General features: G+C 72.0%; 10 protein-coding genes. 3 read left to right on the forward strand and 7 right to left on the reverse strand.

Annotated features, from left to right (window positions below; all coding sequences use genetic code 11):
- The first annotated feature begins 21 nt into the window (after positions 1-21).
- Positions 22-1530 carry a DUF6519 domain-containing protein gene (locus NGF19_RS12015; RefSeq protein WP_252424770.1) on the forward strand — a complete coding sequence of 503 codons (1509 nt, stop codon included), beginning with the start codon at positions 22-24 and terminating at the stop codon, positions 1528-1530.
- Positions 1530-2414 carry a peptidoglycan-binding protein gene (locus NGF19_RS12020; protein ID WP_252424772.1) on the forward strand — a complete coding sequence of 295 codons (885 nt, stop codon included), beginning with the start codon at positions 1530-1532 and terminating at the stop codon, positions 2412-2414. The genes NGF19_RS12015 and NGF19_RS12020 overlap by 1 nt, the downstream gene beginning before the upstream one ends.
- A gap of 73 nt (positions 2415-2487) precedes the next feature.
- Here the strand turns inward: NGF19_RS12020 and NGF19_RS12025 are convergent, their stop codons facing one another.
- The 6 genes from NGF19_RS12025 to NGF19_RS12050 all read right to left on the reverse strand — a co-directional run bounded on the left by NGF19_RS12025 (position 2488) and on the right by NGF19_RS12050 (position 13141).
- Entirely contained in the window at positions 2488-4587 is a 2100-nt protein-coding gene (locus NGF19_RS12025) for a YehQ family protein (RefSeq protein WP_252424774.1), read from the reverse strand.
- Complete coding sequence (locus NGF19_RS12030; protein ID WP_252424776.1) at positions 4584-5525, reverse strand: VWA domain-containing protein; 942 nt, start codon at positions 5523-5525, stop codon at positions 4584-4586. Before NGF19_RS12030 ends, NGF19_RS12025 begins: the two co-directional genes overlap by 4 nt.
- 254 nt (positions 5526-5779) lie before the next feature.
- On the reverse strand, positions 5780-8140 hold the full coding sequence (locus tag NGF19_RS12035; protein WP_252424778.1) for a DUF5682 family protein: 2361 nt from the start codon (positions 8138-8140) through the stop codon (positions 5780-5782).
- Entirely contained in the window at positions 8140-9255 is a 1116-nt protein-coding gene (locus tag NGF19_RS12040; protein WP_252424780.1) for an AAA family ATPase, read from the reverse strand. Before NGF19_RS12040 ends, NGF19_RS12035 begins: the two co-directional genes overlap by 1 nt.
- Positions 9252-12626, reverse strand: coding sequence for a DUF4132 domain-containing protein (locus NGF19_RS30955; RefSeq protein ID WP_252424782.1), 3375 nt, complete (start codon positions 12624-12626; stop codon positions 9252-9254). The genes NGF19_RS12040 and NGF19_RS30955 overlap by 4 nt, the downstream gene beginning before the upstream one ends.
- A 233-nt stretch (positions 12627-12859) precedes the next feature.
- Entirely contained in the window at positions 12860-13141 is a 282-nt protein-coding gene (locus NGF19_RS12050) for a YciI family protein (RefSeq protein ID WP_252424784.1), read from the reverse strand.
- A 93-nt stretch (positions 13142-13234) separates the two neighbouring features.
- Between NGF19_RS12050 and NGF19_RS12055 the strand changes: the two genes are divergently transcribed.
- Entirely contained in the window at positions 13235-14122 is an 888-nt protein-coding gene (locus NGF19_RS12055) for a LysR family transcriptional regulator (RefSeq protein ID WP_252424786.1), read from the forward strand.
- Between the two features lie 48 nt (positions 14123-14170).
- Here NGF19_RS12055 and NGF19_RS12060 read toward each other — a convergent pair whose 3' ends face one another.
- Positions 14171-14977, reverse strand: coding sequence for a DeoR/GlpR family DNA-binding transcription regulator (locus NGF19_RS12060; RefSeq protein WP_289734727.1), 807 nt, complete (start codon positions 14975-14977; stop codon positions 14171-14173).
- Between the last annotated feature and the right edge of the window lie 173 nt (positions 14978-15150).

A 15150-nucleotide genomic window follows, 5' to 3' on the forward strand; every position in this document is an offset into this window, starting at 1 on the left:
CGAACCAGGGGGACCCCCTTCATGCACGCTGATCTCTCGCGCTCCACCTTCCGCCCGGAGCGGCACTACTCCGCGGTCGTCGCCCAGCAGGGCCGGGTCCAACTGGACGCGGACCTCAACGAACAGTCCGCGATACAGCTCCACCAGGCCCGTACCCTCGCGGCCGACCTCATCGGACGGCACGGCGGACCCGGCGGCGCCACCGGCTTCCGTATCGAGTACCGGGGCGGCACACACGACCTCGACACCCTGCGGATCCACGGCGGCCGGTACTACGTCGACGGCATCCTGTGCGACGCGGACCGCCCGGCACCGGGCACCCCTGTACCGGACGACGACGCCGAGGAGCCGCAGGCCGCCGAGGCGGACGACTTCTGGGACTACTGGAACCAGCCCGACGGCTTCCGCGACCCGGAGCAGCCCGGCGACCGCCTGCCCTCGCCCGCGCAGTCGCCGTTCGTCGCCTGCCTCACGGTGTGGGAGCGGGCGGTCTGCGCGGCCGAGGACCCGGCGCTGCGCGAGGTCGCCCTCGGTGCCGCGCTGCCCGACACCGCCGTCCGTACCAAGGTGGTCTGGCAGGTGTTGCCGGTGACCCTGTCCGCGCTGGGTGTCGAGGAGGCGAAGCCGTCGCCGCAGGCCGTCCGCGACGCGTTCGAGGAGTGGGCGCGGGCCCAGTCGGCGCCCACCGCCCATCTGGCCGCCCGCAGCGAGCGGCCCGAACACGCGGACGACGACCCCTGCTTGGTCCTCCCCGACGCCCACTACCGAGGCCCGGAGAACCAGTTGTACCGGGTGGAGGTCCACGCGGGTGGCGAGGCGGAGGACGCCACGTTCAAGTGGTCCCGGGAGAACGGGTCGGTGGTCTTCCCGGTCGACGAACTCGACGGTACGTGGGTGCAGTTGGCGAGCCTCGGCCTGGACTCCAAGCTCGATCTGGAGGTCGGCGACCGGGTCGAGTTCACGGACACCGCTCACGCCTCGCGCCTGGAGGCCCAACCGCTGCTGCGTGTCGAGGAGTTGGACCTGCCCGGCCGTCGCCTCCGGCTGTCCGCCGAGCCGGAGCAGCGCGTCGGACGGCTGCCGCATCTGCACCCGTTCCTGCGCCGCTGGGACCACCATGATGGTCCCCGGCGTCAGGGCCGCGCGACGTCTCTGAAGGGTGGCGCGGTGCCCGTTACCGAGGGGGAGTGGATCCCGTTGGAAGACGGTGTCGAGATCTACTTCGCCCAGGGCGGCTCCTACCGCACCGGCGACCATTGGCTGATCCCCGCCCGTACCGCCACGGGCGGCGTCGAGTGGGCCACCGATGCCGCACGCCACCCGCTGCTTCAGGCCCCCGCGGGCATCGCCCGGCACTTCGCGCCGCTGGCCCTGATCACGGGCGAGGGCGACACCGTCGACCTGCGGTACGCCTTCGGCCCGCTCGCCGCGGCGCTGCCCTCGGCCGATCAGGCACCCAAGTCGACTGCCCCGCGCGGTCGTTCACGGACCAAGGCAGCGGCGAGGACCGCTGAGGAAGGAGACAAGTGATGGCTACGCCGATGAGCGCGTCGAAGCTGCTGGAGGTCCTGCGCGCCGAGGGACTGACCGTCCACGAGGTACGCGACTGGCGCCACCACAACCGCAACTCCAAGGGAGCCTGGGGGCCCGTGAACGGAGTGATGATCCATCACACCGTCACCTCGGGCACGGACAGCTCCGTGAACCTCTGCTACGACGGCTACTCCGGTCTGCCCGGCCCCCTGTGTCACGGGGTGATCGACAAGCAGGGCCAGGTCCACCTCGTCGGCAACGGCCGAGCCAACCACGCGGGCCTCGGTGACAACGACGTACTGCGGGCGGTCATCAACGAGACGAAGCTGCCGACCGACAACCAGGCCAACGTCGACGGCAACCCGCACTTCTACGGCTTCGAGTGCATCAACCTCGGTGACGGCAAGGACCCTTGGCCCGAGGCGCAGAAGGAGGCCATCGAGAAGGTGTCCGCCGCGATCTGCCGCCACCACGGCTGGACGCAGCGCTCCGTCATCGGGCACCTGGAGTGGCAGCCGGGCAAGCAGGACCCGCGCGGCTTCACCATGGACTCGATGCGGCAGCGCATCGCCGACCGGCTGGCCGGGAAGGGCGGCGGCAAGGACCCGGGCAAGCCCACTCCCAAGCCGAAGTACGCGCCGTTCCCCGGCAGTTCGTTCTTCCACGTCGGACAGAAGTCCCCCCTTGTCACCGCCATGGGCCGCAGGCTCGTCGCCGAGGGGTGCGGTCGCTACACGAAGGGGCCCGGCCCCGAGTGGACCGAGGCCGACCGTACGTCCTACGCCGCCTGGCAGCGCAAGCTCGGCTACTCGGGCAAGGACGCGGACGGTATCCCGGGCAAGAAGAGCTGGGACAAGCTGAAGGTCCCGGCGAGCGGTTGAGAGCGCCGCGCCCCGGCGTCGGTGGTGGCATGCGCGCATGGGCGTGGCCAACTGGCGGCGCCGGGGCGCTCGTTCAGTGGTCCGTCGGCTGCTCGCTCCGGTGATCGGCGAGACTCGCGTGTGTCTCCAGGCTCACGGCGAGGTGTAGGGACGCGTTCACCCACGCGGGGAGGGCTGCGATGGCGCCCTCGCGCTGGAGCAACGCGTCCAGTTCGCGCAGGTGTTGAGCGGCGGTGTGCAGGCCGGTGCGGTGCAGCCGGTCGGCGCTGTCCGTCACGGCGGTGCGGGCGGGGGCGGTCAGGCGGCGCAGGCCCTGGTGGGCCGCGTCGGCCAGGGCGGCCAGTGCGGACTCCAGCGCCGTCGTGATCGGATCGGCCCGGCGGGGCGAGGCCGGGGCGAGCGCGGTGGTGCCGTCCCCGGGGGCGAGGTCGGGGACGACCACACCGGTGGAGGTCAGCACGGCCAGCGGTTCCAGTACGACGCGGCCCTGGGCGCGGGTCAGCATGCCGCTGACGCAGCGGACGTCCTCGTCGCCGAGCGCGGCGGCGAGCGCGTCCAGACCGCCCGGACACAGCGGGTTGTACGCGGCGCGGACCAGCACCTCGTTGCCCGCCGGGTCGCGGAGCACCGCTTCCAGTACCTGCCCGGCGGGGTCGTAGCCGATCGACTCCACGGCGGCGACCGCGACCACCCGCACGGACTCCGCCGCCACGCGCGGGCGGATGAGCTGCGGCGGCCGGTCGCCGATGGCCCGCAGATGGGCCGCCACGTCCCGGACCAGCAGGGTGGCGGGCAGTTCCGTCCAGGCGGAGCCGACCGGAGTGACGCTGGTGGCGGCGATGCGGCCCCGGGAGATGGTGACCGTACGGTCCGCGGCGCGTGCGGTGTGCTCGCTCACGACGTTCGCCGTGGCGAGGGCGCGCAGTGGTGAGTTGAGCAGGCGGCGCGCGGACAGCTCGTGTCCGGTGAGCTCCTGACCCTCCGTCAATTCCCAGCGCTTGCGCAGCACCAGGGTGACTCCGGCGTCGGCGTGGGCGAAGAAGGTCTCGGCGGTACGGTCCCGGGCGGTGCCGCTGACACGGCAGCCGAGCGCCACCAGGCGGACCCGGCGCAACGGGGTTGTCGGGGCCTCCTTGGTGCCGAGGACACCGACCGGGTCGCGTTCGGCGGCGCGGTGGCGGGCGTGGAGTTCGGTGAGCAGCAGGGCGAAGCGTGCCGGGTCGTAGTGGGCGCTGCGCGCGGCGTACGCGTCGACCTGCTCGCGCAGCTCGGCCACCGCCCCGGCGGGCCAGTGCCGGGAGGCGGCGGTCAGCGCCTTGTGGCAGCGGCGGAGGGAGGCGGCGAAGACGGGGCCCGCCTGTTGGACGCCGTCCAGGAGGAGTTCGTCGGCGAGCGCAAGGGCGGTGCGCAGCGCGTCGTCGCCGCGGGCGTCGGAGGTTGTGGTCGTGGTGGTTGTGGATGTGGCTGTAGCTGTGGCGACGGTTCGGCCGCCGACGGTCACGTGTGTGGTCTGCTCGGTGTCTGCCGTGTCTGCCATGCCTCCCGCGTCTGCCGTGTTTGCCGTGCGGAAGGCCCAGACCGCCAGGGCCACCACCTCGCCACGCAGCGCACCGACCGCGTCGGTGAGGGCGTAGCCCAGCTCGTGGGGGACCGGGAAGCTGACGGTGCAGGTGGGCAGTTCGACCCGGGGTATGGGGTCCTCGGGGCGGGCGCGGTGCAGTCGGGCGGTGTAGCCGCGGTCCAGGACCCGCCGCGCTGCGGTGAGCGCGGGTCGGCCCAGGGACGCGGTGAGCGTCCCGTCGTCGAACTCACCGGGTGACCAGTCGACGAACAGGCGCTCGGTGGCAGCCGGTTGGACTGATGCGGGCGGTTCGTCGGGTCCATCGGCGGTGGTGGTGCTGGGTCGGCGCTGGTAGGCGAGCACCAACGCGAGGCGGTGGCGGCACACCCCCGCCGCGCCGCAGGAACAGTCGGCGGCGTCCAGGCCCACGCCCGCGGGCAGTACGGTCTTGGTGCCGTCGGGGAAGGTTCCGTGCACCGCGCTGTCGGCGGTGGTGGTCACCTCCGGGCCGGAGCCCGCCGCGAGGTCCTTCTCGGCACGCTTGACGAGGCCCCGGTTGGCGAGGGCGGCAAGGGTCTCGGGCGTCAGCGCCCGCAGGTCGGCGCGGGTCATCGGCCCTGCCCCGTACCGCCGAGCTTCTCCGCCACGAACTCGGCGAGCCGCCCCGGCGTCATCGCCCCCACCTGCGCCCCGACCCGCGCGAGCCGTCCCGCGAGGTCCCGGTCGTAGACGGGATCGGCCTCCTCGTCCAGCGCGGCCAGACACAGCACGGTGCTCCCTTGCTCGACCAGCCCGCGCACCGTGCGGACCAGGCGATAGGGGTCCCCGCCCTCATAGAAGTCGGAGATCACGGCGACGATGGCACGCCGGGGGTTCTCGACCAGCCCGGCGCCGTAGTCGACGGCGCGCGCGATGTCGGTGCCGCCGCCGAGCTGGACCTTCATCAACAGGTCCACCGGATCGGTCACGTCGCTGGTCAGGTCCACGACCTCGTTGTCGAACGCGATCAGGTGGGTCTTCAGACCCGGCAGGTTCCACAGACAGGCGGCGGTCACGGCGGAGTGGATGACCGATCCGACCATGGAGCCCGACTGGTCCACCAGCAGCACCAGTTGCCACTGTTCGAGGTGGCGTCGGGTACGGGAGTGGAAGTGCGGTCGCTGGATCAGGATGCGGCGTTCCGCCGGCTGGTAGTGGGCGAGGTTCGCCCGGACGGTGCTCTTGAAGTCGAAGTCGCGGGCGAGGGGCAGTCGGCTGGGGCGCCGGGAGCGGGAGCCGGTGAAGGCCCGGCGGACCTCCGGGCGCAGGCGCTCCAGCAGTTGGCGCACCACCGTCTCGACGATGCGCCGGGCCAGCGCCAGCACGTGGGGGTTCATCAGGTGCTTGGTGCGCAGGACGGCGCGGAGCAGGGTCTGGTTGGGTTCGACACGGGCGAGGACGTCCGGGTCGGTGACGATCTCGTGGATCTCGTACTGCTCGACGGCGTCGCGCTCCAGCCGTTCCACGGTCTCCTTGGGGAAGAGCCGATGGATACCGTCGAGCCAGTCCACCGGACTCAGTTGAGAGGGCCCGGTACCACCCTGACGTGTGTCGACCGTTCCACGGCGCACCCCACGGCGCCGCAGATCCTCATCGCGACCGTACAGCCACTCCAACGCGGCATCGCGAGCGAGTGCGGCCCCCTGAAGCGAGCCGGTACAACGCTCGGCAGCGGATCCGAGGATCAACCGCCAGCGCTCGAGGGTGGGGTCGGGGGGTGTCAGGTCGGGGTCCGGAGCCGGACCGTGCGTGGGAGAGGGGGAGTTCACCGTGGCGTCCTCAGGTCGTGACGGTCGAGGAGTCGGGTCACGTTCTCCTCCAGGGCTCTGGCGCGGGCCAGTAGCAGTGGGTCGGCGGTCGTCCGTAGCAGAGTGCGCGCCGAGCCCTGTCGACCGCGCCGCTCCAGCAGGCGTTCCGCGATGCGTTCTCGTTCGCGGGGCGGGAAGAAGGCGAAGGCCTGTCGGAGCGCGGGCAGACCGGTGAGGAAGTCGTCCTCGGGCAGTACCGAGACGATGTCGTCCACCACGTCGACCAGGGACTCGTCGCCGCGCGTCACCTCTTCCCGGGCCAGCGCGAACAGTCCGGCCAGCCAGTCCCCGAGGGTGTCCGAAGGGGCGGAGGCGAGAGCCCGCGCGGTCGCCGCCGGATCGTCCGGGGTGCCGAGCGCCCAGCGCAGTCCGACGGCGGCACCCCGCAGATCCGCGGGGGCGCGGAGGTCCTGGCCGATACGGGTCGCGGCCTCGACGGCGGACTGCCGGGTGACCGACAGCAGTTCCGGCGCGTGCAGCAGGGCGTCCCGCGCGGCCATCAGCGCGCGCAGCCGTGCGAAGTCCACCCCGGAACCGCCGTGCGCCCCCTCCACCAGCCAGAACACACGCTCCACCGCACCCGACACCACGGTGCCCAGCAGCCGATCGCGGGCCACACCGAAGATCCGGTCATGGCGCCACAGGCCCAGCGCCGCCCCCAACACCTCGCCCACCGGCCCCAGTTCCGGTACCTGTCCCACCTGAGCCGCCAGGGTGGCCAGCAACTCCTCGCAGAGCGGGCCCACTCCGCACAGCACCGTGTCGAACAGCAGCCCGGCCAGTGGGCCTGCCTCCGTACCCGCCGCGCGCAGCCGTTCGCCGAGCGCCACCGACGCCGCCTCGTCCAACCGCGCCCCGTACGCACCGGCCTCGATGAGTGCGGCCTCGCGACCGCTCACCGATCCGGGCTCCCAGCGTTCGGTGAACACCGGGTCGGCACCGTCGGCCGGGCCCGCGACCCGGGTGAAGCCTGGTATGCCCAACACCCGCAGTTGGTGAAGCGCCTGACTGATCGTAAGGTCGGCCGTCGAAGTGAGGTCCAGAGTCACCGGATCGTCGCCCACCCCCAGGCGGGCGAGTCGCTCCGTCACCTCGTGCACCAGCGGTGGCAGGGGCGTATCGGGGTGCAGCAGGCCCTCCGCCTCACCGGAGCACGCGGCGATCATCTCCACCACGACCGGATGGCTGCCCGCGTCAAGCGTGCCGCGCGTGGTCCACGGCAGCGGACGGTCCAGATCGTCGCTGATCAACGCACCGGCGAGGCCGTCGAGGACGTCCACCCGGGTCTCGCGGGGATGGCCGCGCAGCAGGGCCAGCCCCTGGGCCAGACCGCGCGCGGCGATCAGGTCGGCCGTGGACACCGGGATCCCGCGGGCCCGCAGCCGCTCGGCGATCGTGCGCAGCAGCCCCTGCGCCGCCGCTTGCGGTCCCGCTTCCCACAGGTGCTGGTAGTAGCCGGGCGAGGGCATACCGGAGCGGTATCCGGTGAAGGCGTCCAACTGCCGGAAGGAGTACGGGACCAGGAAGCTGCCGCCGAGCGCACCCTCGGGTGGCTGCGGCACCGACGGCCAGTCCGACGGGCCCTCCCGGCGCCACAGGGTGCGTAGGGCGGGCTGGTGGAAGCCGCCGGTCACCACCAGTACCGGGCGCCCCTCGGCGTGCGCCGCCGCGGCGCGCACCCAGGACGCCATGTACTCCTCGCGCACCCGGTCGCCCGGATCCGCCTCGGCGTCCCCGCGCACCAACGCGAAGTACGCGTCGAGGCGTTCGGCGATACCACCGGGTTCCGCGATGCCACCGGGTTCGGTGGTTGCCTCGGGTCCGGTGGTTCCCTCGGGTTCCTCGGGTTCGGTGACCTCGAACAACCCGTCCCACAGCGCGTCCACCGACTCCACGCCGAAGTGGTCGCACAGCCGCTCCGTCGCCTCCGCGTACCGGGCCTCGGCGTCGGCATAGCGGTTGGCGTACCGGTCGGCGCGTTCCGTGAACGCCGGATGCCAGGCCGGCAGGTCGATGAACCGCACCTCGGCACCGTGGGCGCGGCCCTCCCGCAAGGCGATCCACTCGGGGGAGTAGTCGCACAGCGGGGCCCACGAGGTGGCGACCCGGCTCTCGTCCCGGTAGTGACTGAACACGGCGATCGGCAGCCGGTGTCCGAGCAGCAGCTCGTCCAGCCGGTCGTTCATGTCCGCCGGGCCCTCCACCAGGACGTACGCGGGCCGCAGCGTCTCGATGGTGCGCGCGACCAGACGGCCGCAGGCGGGCGAGTGGTGACGTACGCCGAGGAGGACGACGGACTCGGAGGCGACGGGAGACATCAGTCGGCCAGCAGATGGCGCGCGTCGTGCAGGGCCCGCCACTGGGGTCCCGGTCGGCGCGCCACGTCCTGCTCCAGGAAGCGGCGCAGCCGGGCGAGATCCTCCGGGCTGTCCTTGGCGGCGGTCCCCGCGAGGCTCGCGACCACGTCGGCGGCGTCGCCCGGCTCCCCGCGCAGGAACCAGCCGCGCACCCCCACCGCGTGCGCGACGGACACCGCCTCGGCGGTGCTCATCACGGTGTTCATCCGCTCGTTCTGTCCCCCTCGCTGCCCCGATGCGCGCAGCTCGCGGAAGGTGCCGACCAGGACCTCCAACACGTCCCGGCGCGGCGCCGGTTCGACCCCGGACTGCCGCAGCAGCGCCGTGGCCTCGGCCTCGACCAGGGCAAGCTCGGTGTCGAAGTCGGGGATGGGGAAGACCGTCTCGAAGTTGAAGCGCCGTTTGAGCGCGGCGCTCATCTCGTTGACGCCCCGGTCACGGGTGTTGGCGGTGGCGATGACATTGAACCCCTGGCGGGCGAAGACCATGCCCTGCGGCCCGTCCAACTCGGGGACCGCGATGACCCGGTCGGACAGCAGGGACAGCAGACAGTCCTGCACCTCCAGCGGGCAGCGGGTGATCTCCTCGAAGCGCACGATCCGCCCCTCGGCCATCCCGCGCAGCATGGGCGCGGGCACCAGCGAGCGGGTGGAGGGCCCTTCGGAGACCAACAGGGCGTAGTTCCACCCGTACTTGATCTGGTCCTCGGTGGTGGCCGCGCCGCCCTGCACGGTGAGCGCGGAACTGCCGCTGACGGCCGCCGCGATCAGCTCCGACAGCAGCGACTTGGCCGTGCCCGGCTCGCCCACGAGCATCAGGCCGCGATTGGTGGCCAGGGTCACCAGGGCCCGCTCCACCAGGGAGACGTTGCCGACGAACTTACGGCTGACACCGGCGTGTTCGTCACCGACGACGAAGCGGCGGGCGGCACGCAGACTGAGCTGCCAGCCCGGCGGCCGGGGGTCCTCGTCCGCCGCGCGCAGGGCGGCGAGTTCGTCGGCGTAACGGACCTCGGCGGGCGGGCGTTGCAGCAGTTCCTCACTGGCACCGGGTTCGGCTGCGGCGGGCGCGGTCACTTGGCGGTCACCTCGGTGAGATCGGCGAGCAGCTCGGAGGCCATGACCGGGTCGAGGTCACCGAGGCGCAGGGAGTACTGGCGGCTGTTCGGCCAGTAGTCGGCCGGGACGGTGTCGAGCCAGACGGTCTCGAAGGTCTGGTCGGGGAACATGTCGACCGCGCCGACGGCGATGCCTTCGTCCAGCGCGATGACGAGGTAGCGGTTCTCGTCGATCGGCCGGTGGAACCAGCGCTCCACGCCCGCGTCCTGCGGTTCGCCCCGCTGCCAGCCACGCTTGGTGAGGCCGAGCAGCTTGCCGACGGGCGCGGTGGCACCCTCGAACCGGGTCAGCCGATGCCCCGCGGCCTCCTCCTCGGTGAGCGTGAACACCAGGCGGCCGAGCTGCGGGAACGGCTGGAGGATCTCGTAGTCGGCGAACAGCTCCGACCAGGCGTCGAGTTCCTGGCCCAAGTGCAGCGCGTGCGCCACGCGGACACTCGCCGTGTCGGGGATCTTCAGCTCGTCGTCGTCGACGTCGGCGAACGTACGGTCCTCCGCCACCCGGAACGCCGTCACCTCGCCGTCCACCTCGCTGAGCCAGACCAGGCGGCGGACCAGATGCCACAGCAGCGGATGGGAGACGAACAGCTCCCGGAACTCGTCCATGCTCCACGTGCGTTGGGCCACCATCGCCGCTTCGAGGCGGCGCACCTGGTCGGCGGCGATGGTGCGGACGTCCTTCTTCAGCGCGGCGAACCGCTTGCGCTCGGCCGGTGCCAGCTCCGGGTCGTCCTTGACGCCGGGGACGGGCAGGGCCTTGCGGCGCTTGCCGTTGTCGTCCAGGACATAGGGGCGCAACTGCTCGTCGAAGCCGACGGTGAAGCGGCGGGAGCCGTAGTCGATGACCGTGCTGCCGGCCGCGTCGAGACCGAGGTCGGGGACGAGACGGTCGCCCAACTGCTCGCTCGTGAGCCCCAGTTGCTCCGCGACCTCGGTGATCTTCTCCTGGGCGCGGGCCTTGAGGGCCTTGAACGGCACCCGCTGGGCTATGCCGTGCAGATGCATCAGCGCCACGTCCGTACCGATCGTCGCGAGGACGTTCAGGCCCTCCACGGCGCGGTGGTGCGCCGCCTCGCCGGGCCAGGCGCGCACCAACGGGGTGAGACGGCGCACGGTCTCGTCATCACCGAGCCGACCGAGGGCGTACAGCGCCCAACTGTCCTTGGCGGGCATACCGACGAGCCGCCACTGCTCGAACACCCCCCAGGCGAACGCGGCGAGGGAGTCACGGGTGCAGTGCGCGGTCACTACGTCCAGACCGGGGTAGAACTCGCCCGGCTTGGACAACGCCAGCATGGTGAGCACATGGCGTACCGCGTCGTCGGGCAGCGCACCGCCCTCTTCAAGGAGGATCTGCGGCAGCAGCGCGGGGACCGCCCAGGCATCGACGGTGGGCATACGGGCCGGAAGGGCGCTCTCCAGCGGGTCGCCGGCCAGCAGCTCCGCGACGATGTCGGACGCCTCCTGCCCGCATCCGGCGGCGGCCAGCAGCACCGCCTCGTCCCCATGGGCGGTCGCCAGGATCCGCAGCGCCCTCCCGGCACCGCGGCGCACCGCGCCGACCGGGCCCACCGCGTGCGGGACGAGGGCGGGGACGGCCGCCAGCCCGTGCCGCGACAGCCAGGCGCGGGCCGTGGCGTCCATGGACTTCAGACGCGCCAGCCAGTCGCACACCTGCCCGGCGACCTCGGTGTCCACATACGGCAGGAGCAGCGACCCCAGCGTGGCGGGGTGCCGGGGAGCCAGGCGCAGCAGCAGCGGGAGCGCGTCCACCCCGAACCTCGCCGCCACCGGCTTGAACACGTTCTCGCCGTCCCAGCAGTCCTTCGGATCGCAGGCGGTGAGCAGCGGACGTACGACCTCCTCGTCACCGACGACGAACAGCCGGACGTCCCGGATGTCCCTCAACGTCCCACCCTGCTGAAGCGACTTGATCTCCTCGGCCCAGTCGTAGCCACTGCGCCACCTGCTGTACCAGGAGGTCGCGGTCGCCCAGGCCTCCTGCTCGCCCGGCTTCCAGATCACCTGCGGGGGCGCGGTCCCCGGCGCCACGTCCACGACGCGGGCCTTGCGGGTCTTGCGCTTCTTCGTCCACGGCGGGCTGACCAGCAGCGCGGGAAGCGACTCGGCCGGAGCCTCCGGCAGCCGGTCGGCGCGGGAGAGCAACGGCTCGACGAGGGCGGCGAGTTCGGCCGGAAGGCCGGGCAGGGCGGCCGTCGTCAGGTCGGGATGGGCCAGGACATGCGCGGCCAGCAACTGCTCGGCCGCCGCGGCGTACGGGGCGCCGCCGAGCACCGCCGCGCCCAGCAGCCGCAGGCCGCGGACGGGGTAGCGGCGCATCGCCTCCAGCAGATACGGACGGACGTGCTTGTCGTCGACACGGTCCAGCAGGATGCGGAAGGCGTCGTCCGTCGGCAACTCCACCAGGGCACCGGCCATGGCCTTGACCCGGTCGGAGCCGTAGACGTGGTCGATCGCCTCCTCCAGCAGGGGCGCACAGGCCTTGCCCACGCCCTCGGCGAGCGTGGCGACCAGCGGCAGCGTCCATGTGTGGGCGTGCAGGTCGACCTGGCCGCCGAAGCACTCGAGCTGCTCCGGGGAGTCGAGCGAACGCAGCAGCAGGATCCGGAGCGTCGGATCGTCCGGGACCGGGTGCGCGCAGACCTCGGCGACCCAGTCCCGCTCAGCGGGCACCAGACAGGACACGAGGATCCGGCGGCGCGCGCTGTCCCGGCACGGTGCCAGCGCGGCGACCGTCTCCCGGTAGGCGTCCTCGTCCGCCACCGACAACAGGGCACGCATCCGGTCGGCGAACGCGAGCGCCCAGTAGTGGTCCACAGGGTCACTCTGGGCCAGCGTCCCGAGCCAGGGATCCTCCCGCCGTCCCCCGTACTGCAGGTAGTGGGCCACGGTCTCGAAGTACTCCACCACCGCCCGCGCCGCGAACGCCATACCGTGGGCGCGGACCCAGGCGTCCACGAAGATGCCGTCGGGAAGCTGGTAGTGCATCGTCAGATGCGCCAGGGCAGCCGCGCCCAGCGGATCGGGAGCACCGTTCAGATGCGCGCGGGTGGCGTCCACGATCCGCGGGTCGCTCTGCGGAGCGGAGAGCATCGCCTCGACCCAGCTCCGCTCCTCCTCCAGCCGCCCCGCCACCAGGCCCTCGGCCTCGACGTTCGGCCCGCTGACGTTCCGCCGGATCCCGCCCCGCCTCGGGTACACCAACTGCCGCCATGCGGCGGGCATCTCGAACGTGTCCTCGTCGGGGAACACCACGCCCTCGGACGCGTCCTGCACCGAGCCGTCACCGGCCGAATCCCAGCGTTCCACAGCCCCTCCTCCGCCGACTCCGTGGCCGGATCGAACCCTTGAAGATCAGTTGGCTGTCACAGTAGACCGGCCCACTGACAACGCCTCCGCGCAGCCGAGGGAAGACGGCATCACTGCCTGGAAGGAGACGGGCGAGGGCAGCGCGCCCTGCGTCACATGCGGTGCCTCGGTCCCGGTCACCGAGTGGCAGCGGGACACCAACTTCACGCTGCGTGACCGGTATCGCCGGGGTGTCAGGACGCGGCAGGTGTCGCGAGGTCCCCCCAGGTGGGATGGAACTCCACGATCCGCGCCTCGGCCGCGCCCGCGATGACGAACGGATCGGACGCCACCGCGGCCTCGACCGCCTTGCGTGACCCTTCGGCGATGACCAGGCCCCCGGTACGCGGTTCCATGCGTCCGGCCAGGCGGACCAGTCCTTGTGCGAACAGCCCGTCCGGGTTCGTGTAGTGCTCGTCCTTGAGCTCGTCGATGGTCGCCAGCGGCGCACGGTACGTGAACGTGATGAGGAACATGGACTCATCCAACAGACCCGCAGCCGGGTGTGGCCAAGACCCATGTGCGGCGACCCCATAGGCTGATCCCTATATCCGCACGTGGAGGGCGCCGTGAGCCGTGCCGTGAACCGATTCCCGGAGATAGAACTCCGGCATCTGCGCTATGCCGCCGCGATCGCCGAGGCGGGCACCGTCACCGAGGCGGCCCGCCGCCTCCATATCGCGCAGCCGAGCCTCAGCCAGCAGCTCGCCGCGCTCGAACGCCGCGTCGGTACACGGCTGTTCGAGCGCACCCCGCAAGGCATGCGGCTCACCGCGGCCGGCCGCGTCCTGCTCGACAGCTTCGACCGGGCCGCCGACGAACTGCGCGCGGGCCTCGCACTGGCCCGTGAACAACCCCTGCCGACCCACGTGGGGCTGTGCCGCGGCGTGTCACGGTCCGTACTCGCCCGTGTCGAGGAGCTGGCCACCGCGGGGCGCCCGCTCGACCTCGCCTACGAGCCCGTCGACTCGCACCGCCAGGCCGAGTTGCTGCGCGCCGGACAACTGGACCTCGGTGTGCTGCGCCCTCCCGTCGACGCCAGTGGCCTGACCACATACGTCCTGAGCGACGAACCGCTGGGCATCGTGCTGGACCGACGGCACCCCCTCGCCGAACGCCCCACCCTCGCCTGGACCGACCTGACCGACCTGACCGACCTGCGACTGCTGTGGTTCTCCCGGAACCGCGCCCCCGGCTACGCCGCCGCCGTGCTCGCGCATCTGCACAGCCACGGCTGGACCCCCTCGATCACCGTGGACGACCACGCCGGTCACACCCTGTTCCGACACGCCCTGCTCACCCACCCCGACCTGGTCGCCCTGCGCCCCCGCACGCCGGTCGCGGACGACAGCGACCTGGCATGGCGGGCCATCACCCCTGACCCGCCCCACGAAGTCCTGGCCCTGGCCACCCGCACGGGCACGCTGTGGGAGCGACTGCTACCGGCCCCGAATTGATGTGTGGTGAGGCGGGACCCGCGAGGCACCCGCCCGCCCCCAACTCCCTCACTCCTCCCGGGCCACGAGCACCTCCACCCCCTTGGCCTGCAGCGCGTCGAGTTCGGACGGCGGGATGCCCGCGTCCACGATGACGAGGTCGAAGGCCGTGACCGGGGCGAGCTGATAGAGCCCGCGACGCTGGAACTTGGTGTGGTCGACCAGCAGGACGGTGCGGTCGCAGGCCTCCATCAGCGCCCGTTTCACCGCCACGGTCTCCTGGGACTGGTGGTAGCAGTGGCCGCGGGTGATGGCGGTGGTCGAGGCGAACAGCGTGTCGGCGCGCAGGCCGCCCACGGCGTCGACGGTCCGTATGCCGAGGAACGCGTCGTAGGCGGGGTAGTACGCACCGCCCAACGAGATCAGCTCGATCCCCGGGCTTCCGGCGAGGACCTGGATCACCGGGACGAAGTTGGAGATCACGGTCAACGGCGCGCGTTGCGAAAGCAGTCCGGCGAGGGCGAGCCCGGTGGTGCTGTCGTCCACGATGAGGGACTGGCCGGGCTTGACGAGGGACAGGGCGGCGCGGGCGAGCGCGCTCTTCTCGGCCGCCATGGCCTGGGTGCGATGCCGTATGTCACCGTGGAACGCGGTCGAGGGCTGGGCCGTCGCCCCACCCCGGACCTTCCTCAACCACCCTTTCCCCTGCAGGTAGTCGAGATCGCGGCGGATGGTCATCGGGGTCACGCCCAACTCGTCGGCGAGCCGGTCGATCCGGACGAAGCCTTCCTCCACCACGCGGCTCTTGATCCGCTCGCGTCTCTCGCGTGGTTGTCGGCCGCTCTGCCCGGTGGCCGGATCCTTGTCCTCCTCCATGGAGCCCCCTGTTGCCTGTGTGTGAACGGAACACGCGCGCCGGGCAGGCCTCCTCTTCCCGGCTGTCCCACCCCTCCTCATGACGACCGCGATACAGCTCGGTTTGTCCCACACTTCCCGCAGGAGCATGGCACACCGATGTTCACCCCTGCCAGGGGAGCGAACAACCGGGC

The organism is Streptomyces macrolidinus (assembly GCF_023887685.1).
Taxonomy (GTDB): Bacteria; Actinomycetota; Actinomycetes; order Streptomycetales; family Streptomycetaceae; genus Streptomyces; species Streptomyces macrolidinus.

Bases quoted from the DNA above. Each gene is read 5' to 3' on its own strand.
- NGF19_RS12015 (WP_252424770.1), top strand. From the start codon at position 22: ATGCACGCTGATCTCTCGCGCTCCACCTTCCGCCCGGAGCGGCACTAC.
- NGF19_RS12020 (WP_252424772.1), top strand. From the start codon at position 1,530: ATGGCTACGCCGATGAGCGCGTCGAAGCTGCTGGAGGTCCTGCGCGCC.
- NGF19_RS12025 (WP_252424774.1), bottom strand. From the start codon at position 4,587: ATGACCCGCGCCGACCTGCGGGCGCTGACGCCCGAGACCCTTGCCGCC.
- NGF19_RS12035 (WP_252424778.1), bottom strand. From the start codon at position 8,140: ATGTCTCCCGTCGCCTCCGAGTCCGTCGTCCTCCTCGGCGTACGTCAC.
- NGF19_RS12050 (WP_252424784.1), bottom strand. From the start codon at position 13,141: ATGTTCCTCATCACGTTCACGTACCGTGCGCCGCTGGCGACCATCGAC.
- NGF19_RS12060 (WP_289734727.1), bottom strand. From the start codon at position 14,977: ATGGAGGAGGACAAGGATCCGGCCACCGGGCAGAGCGGCCGACAACCA.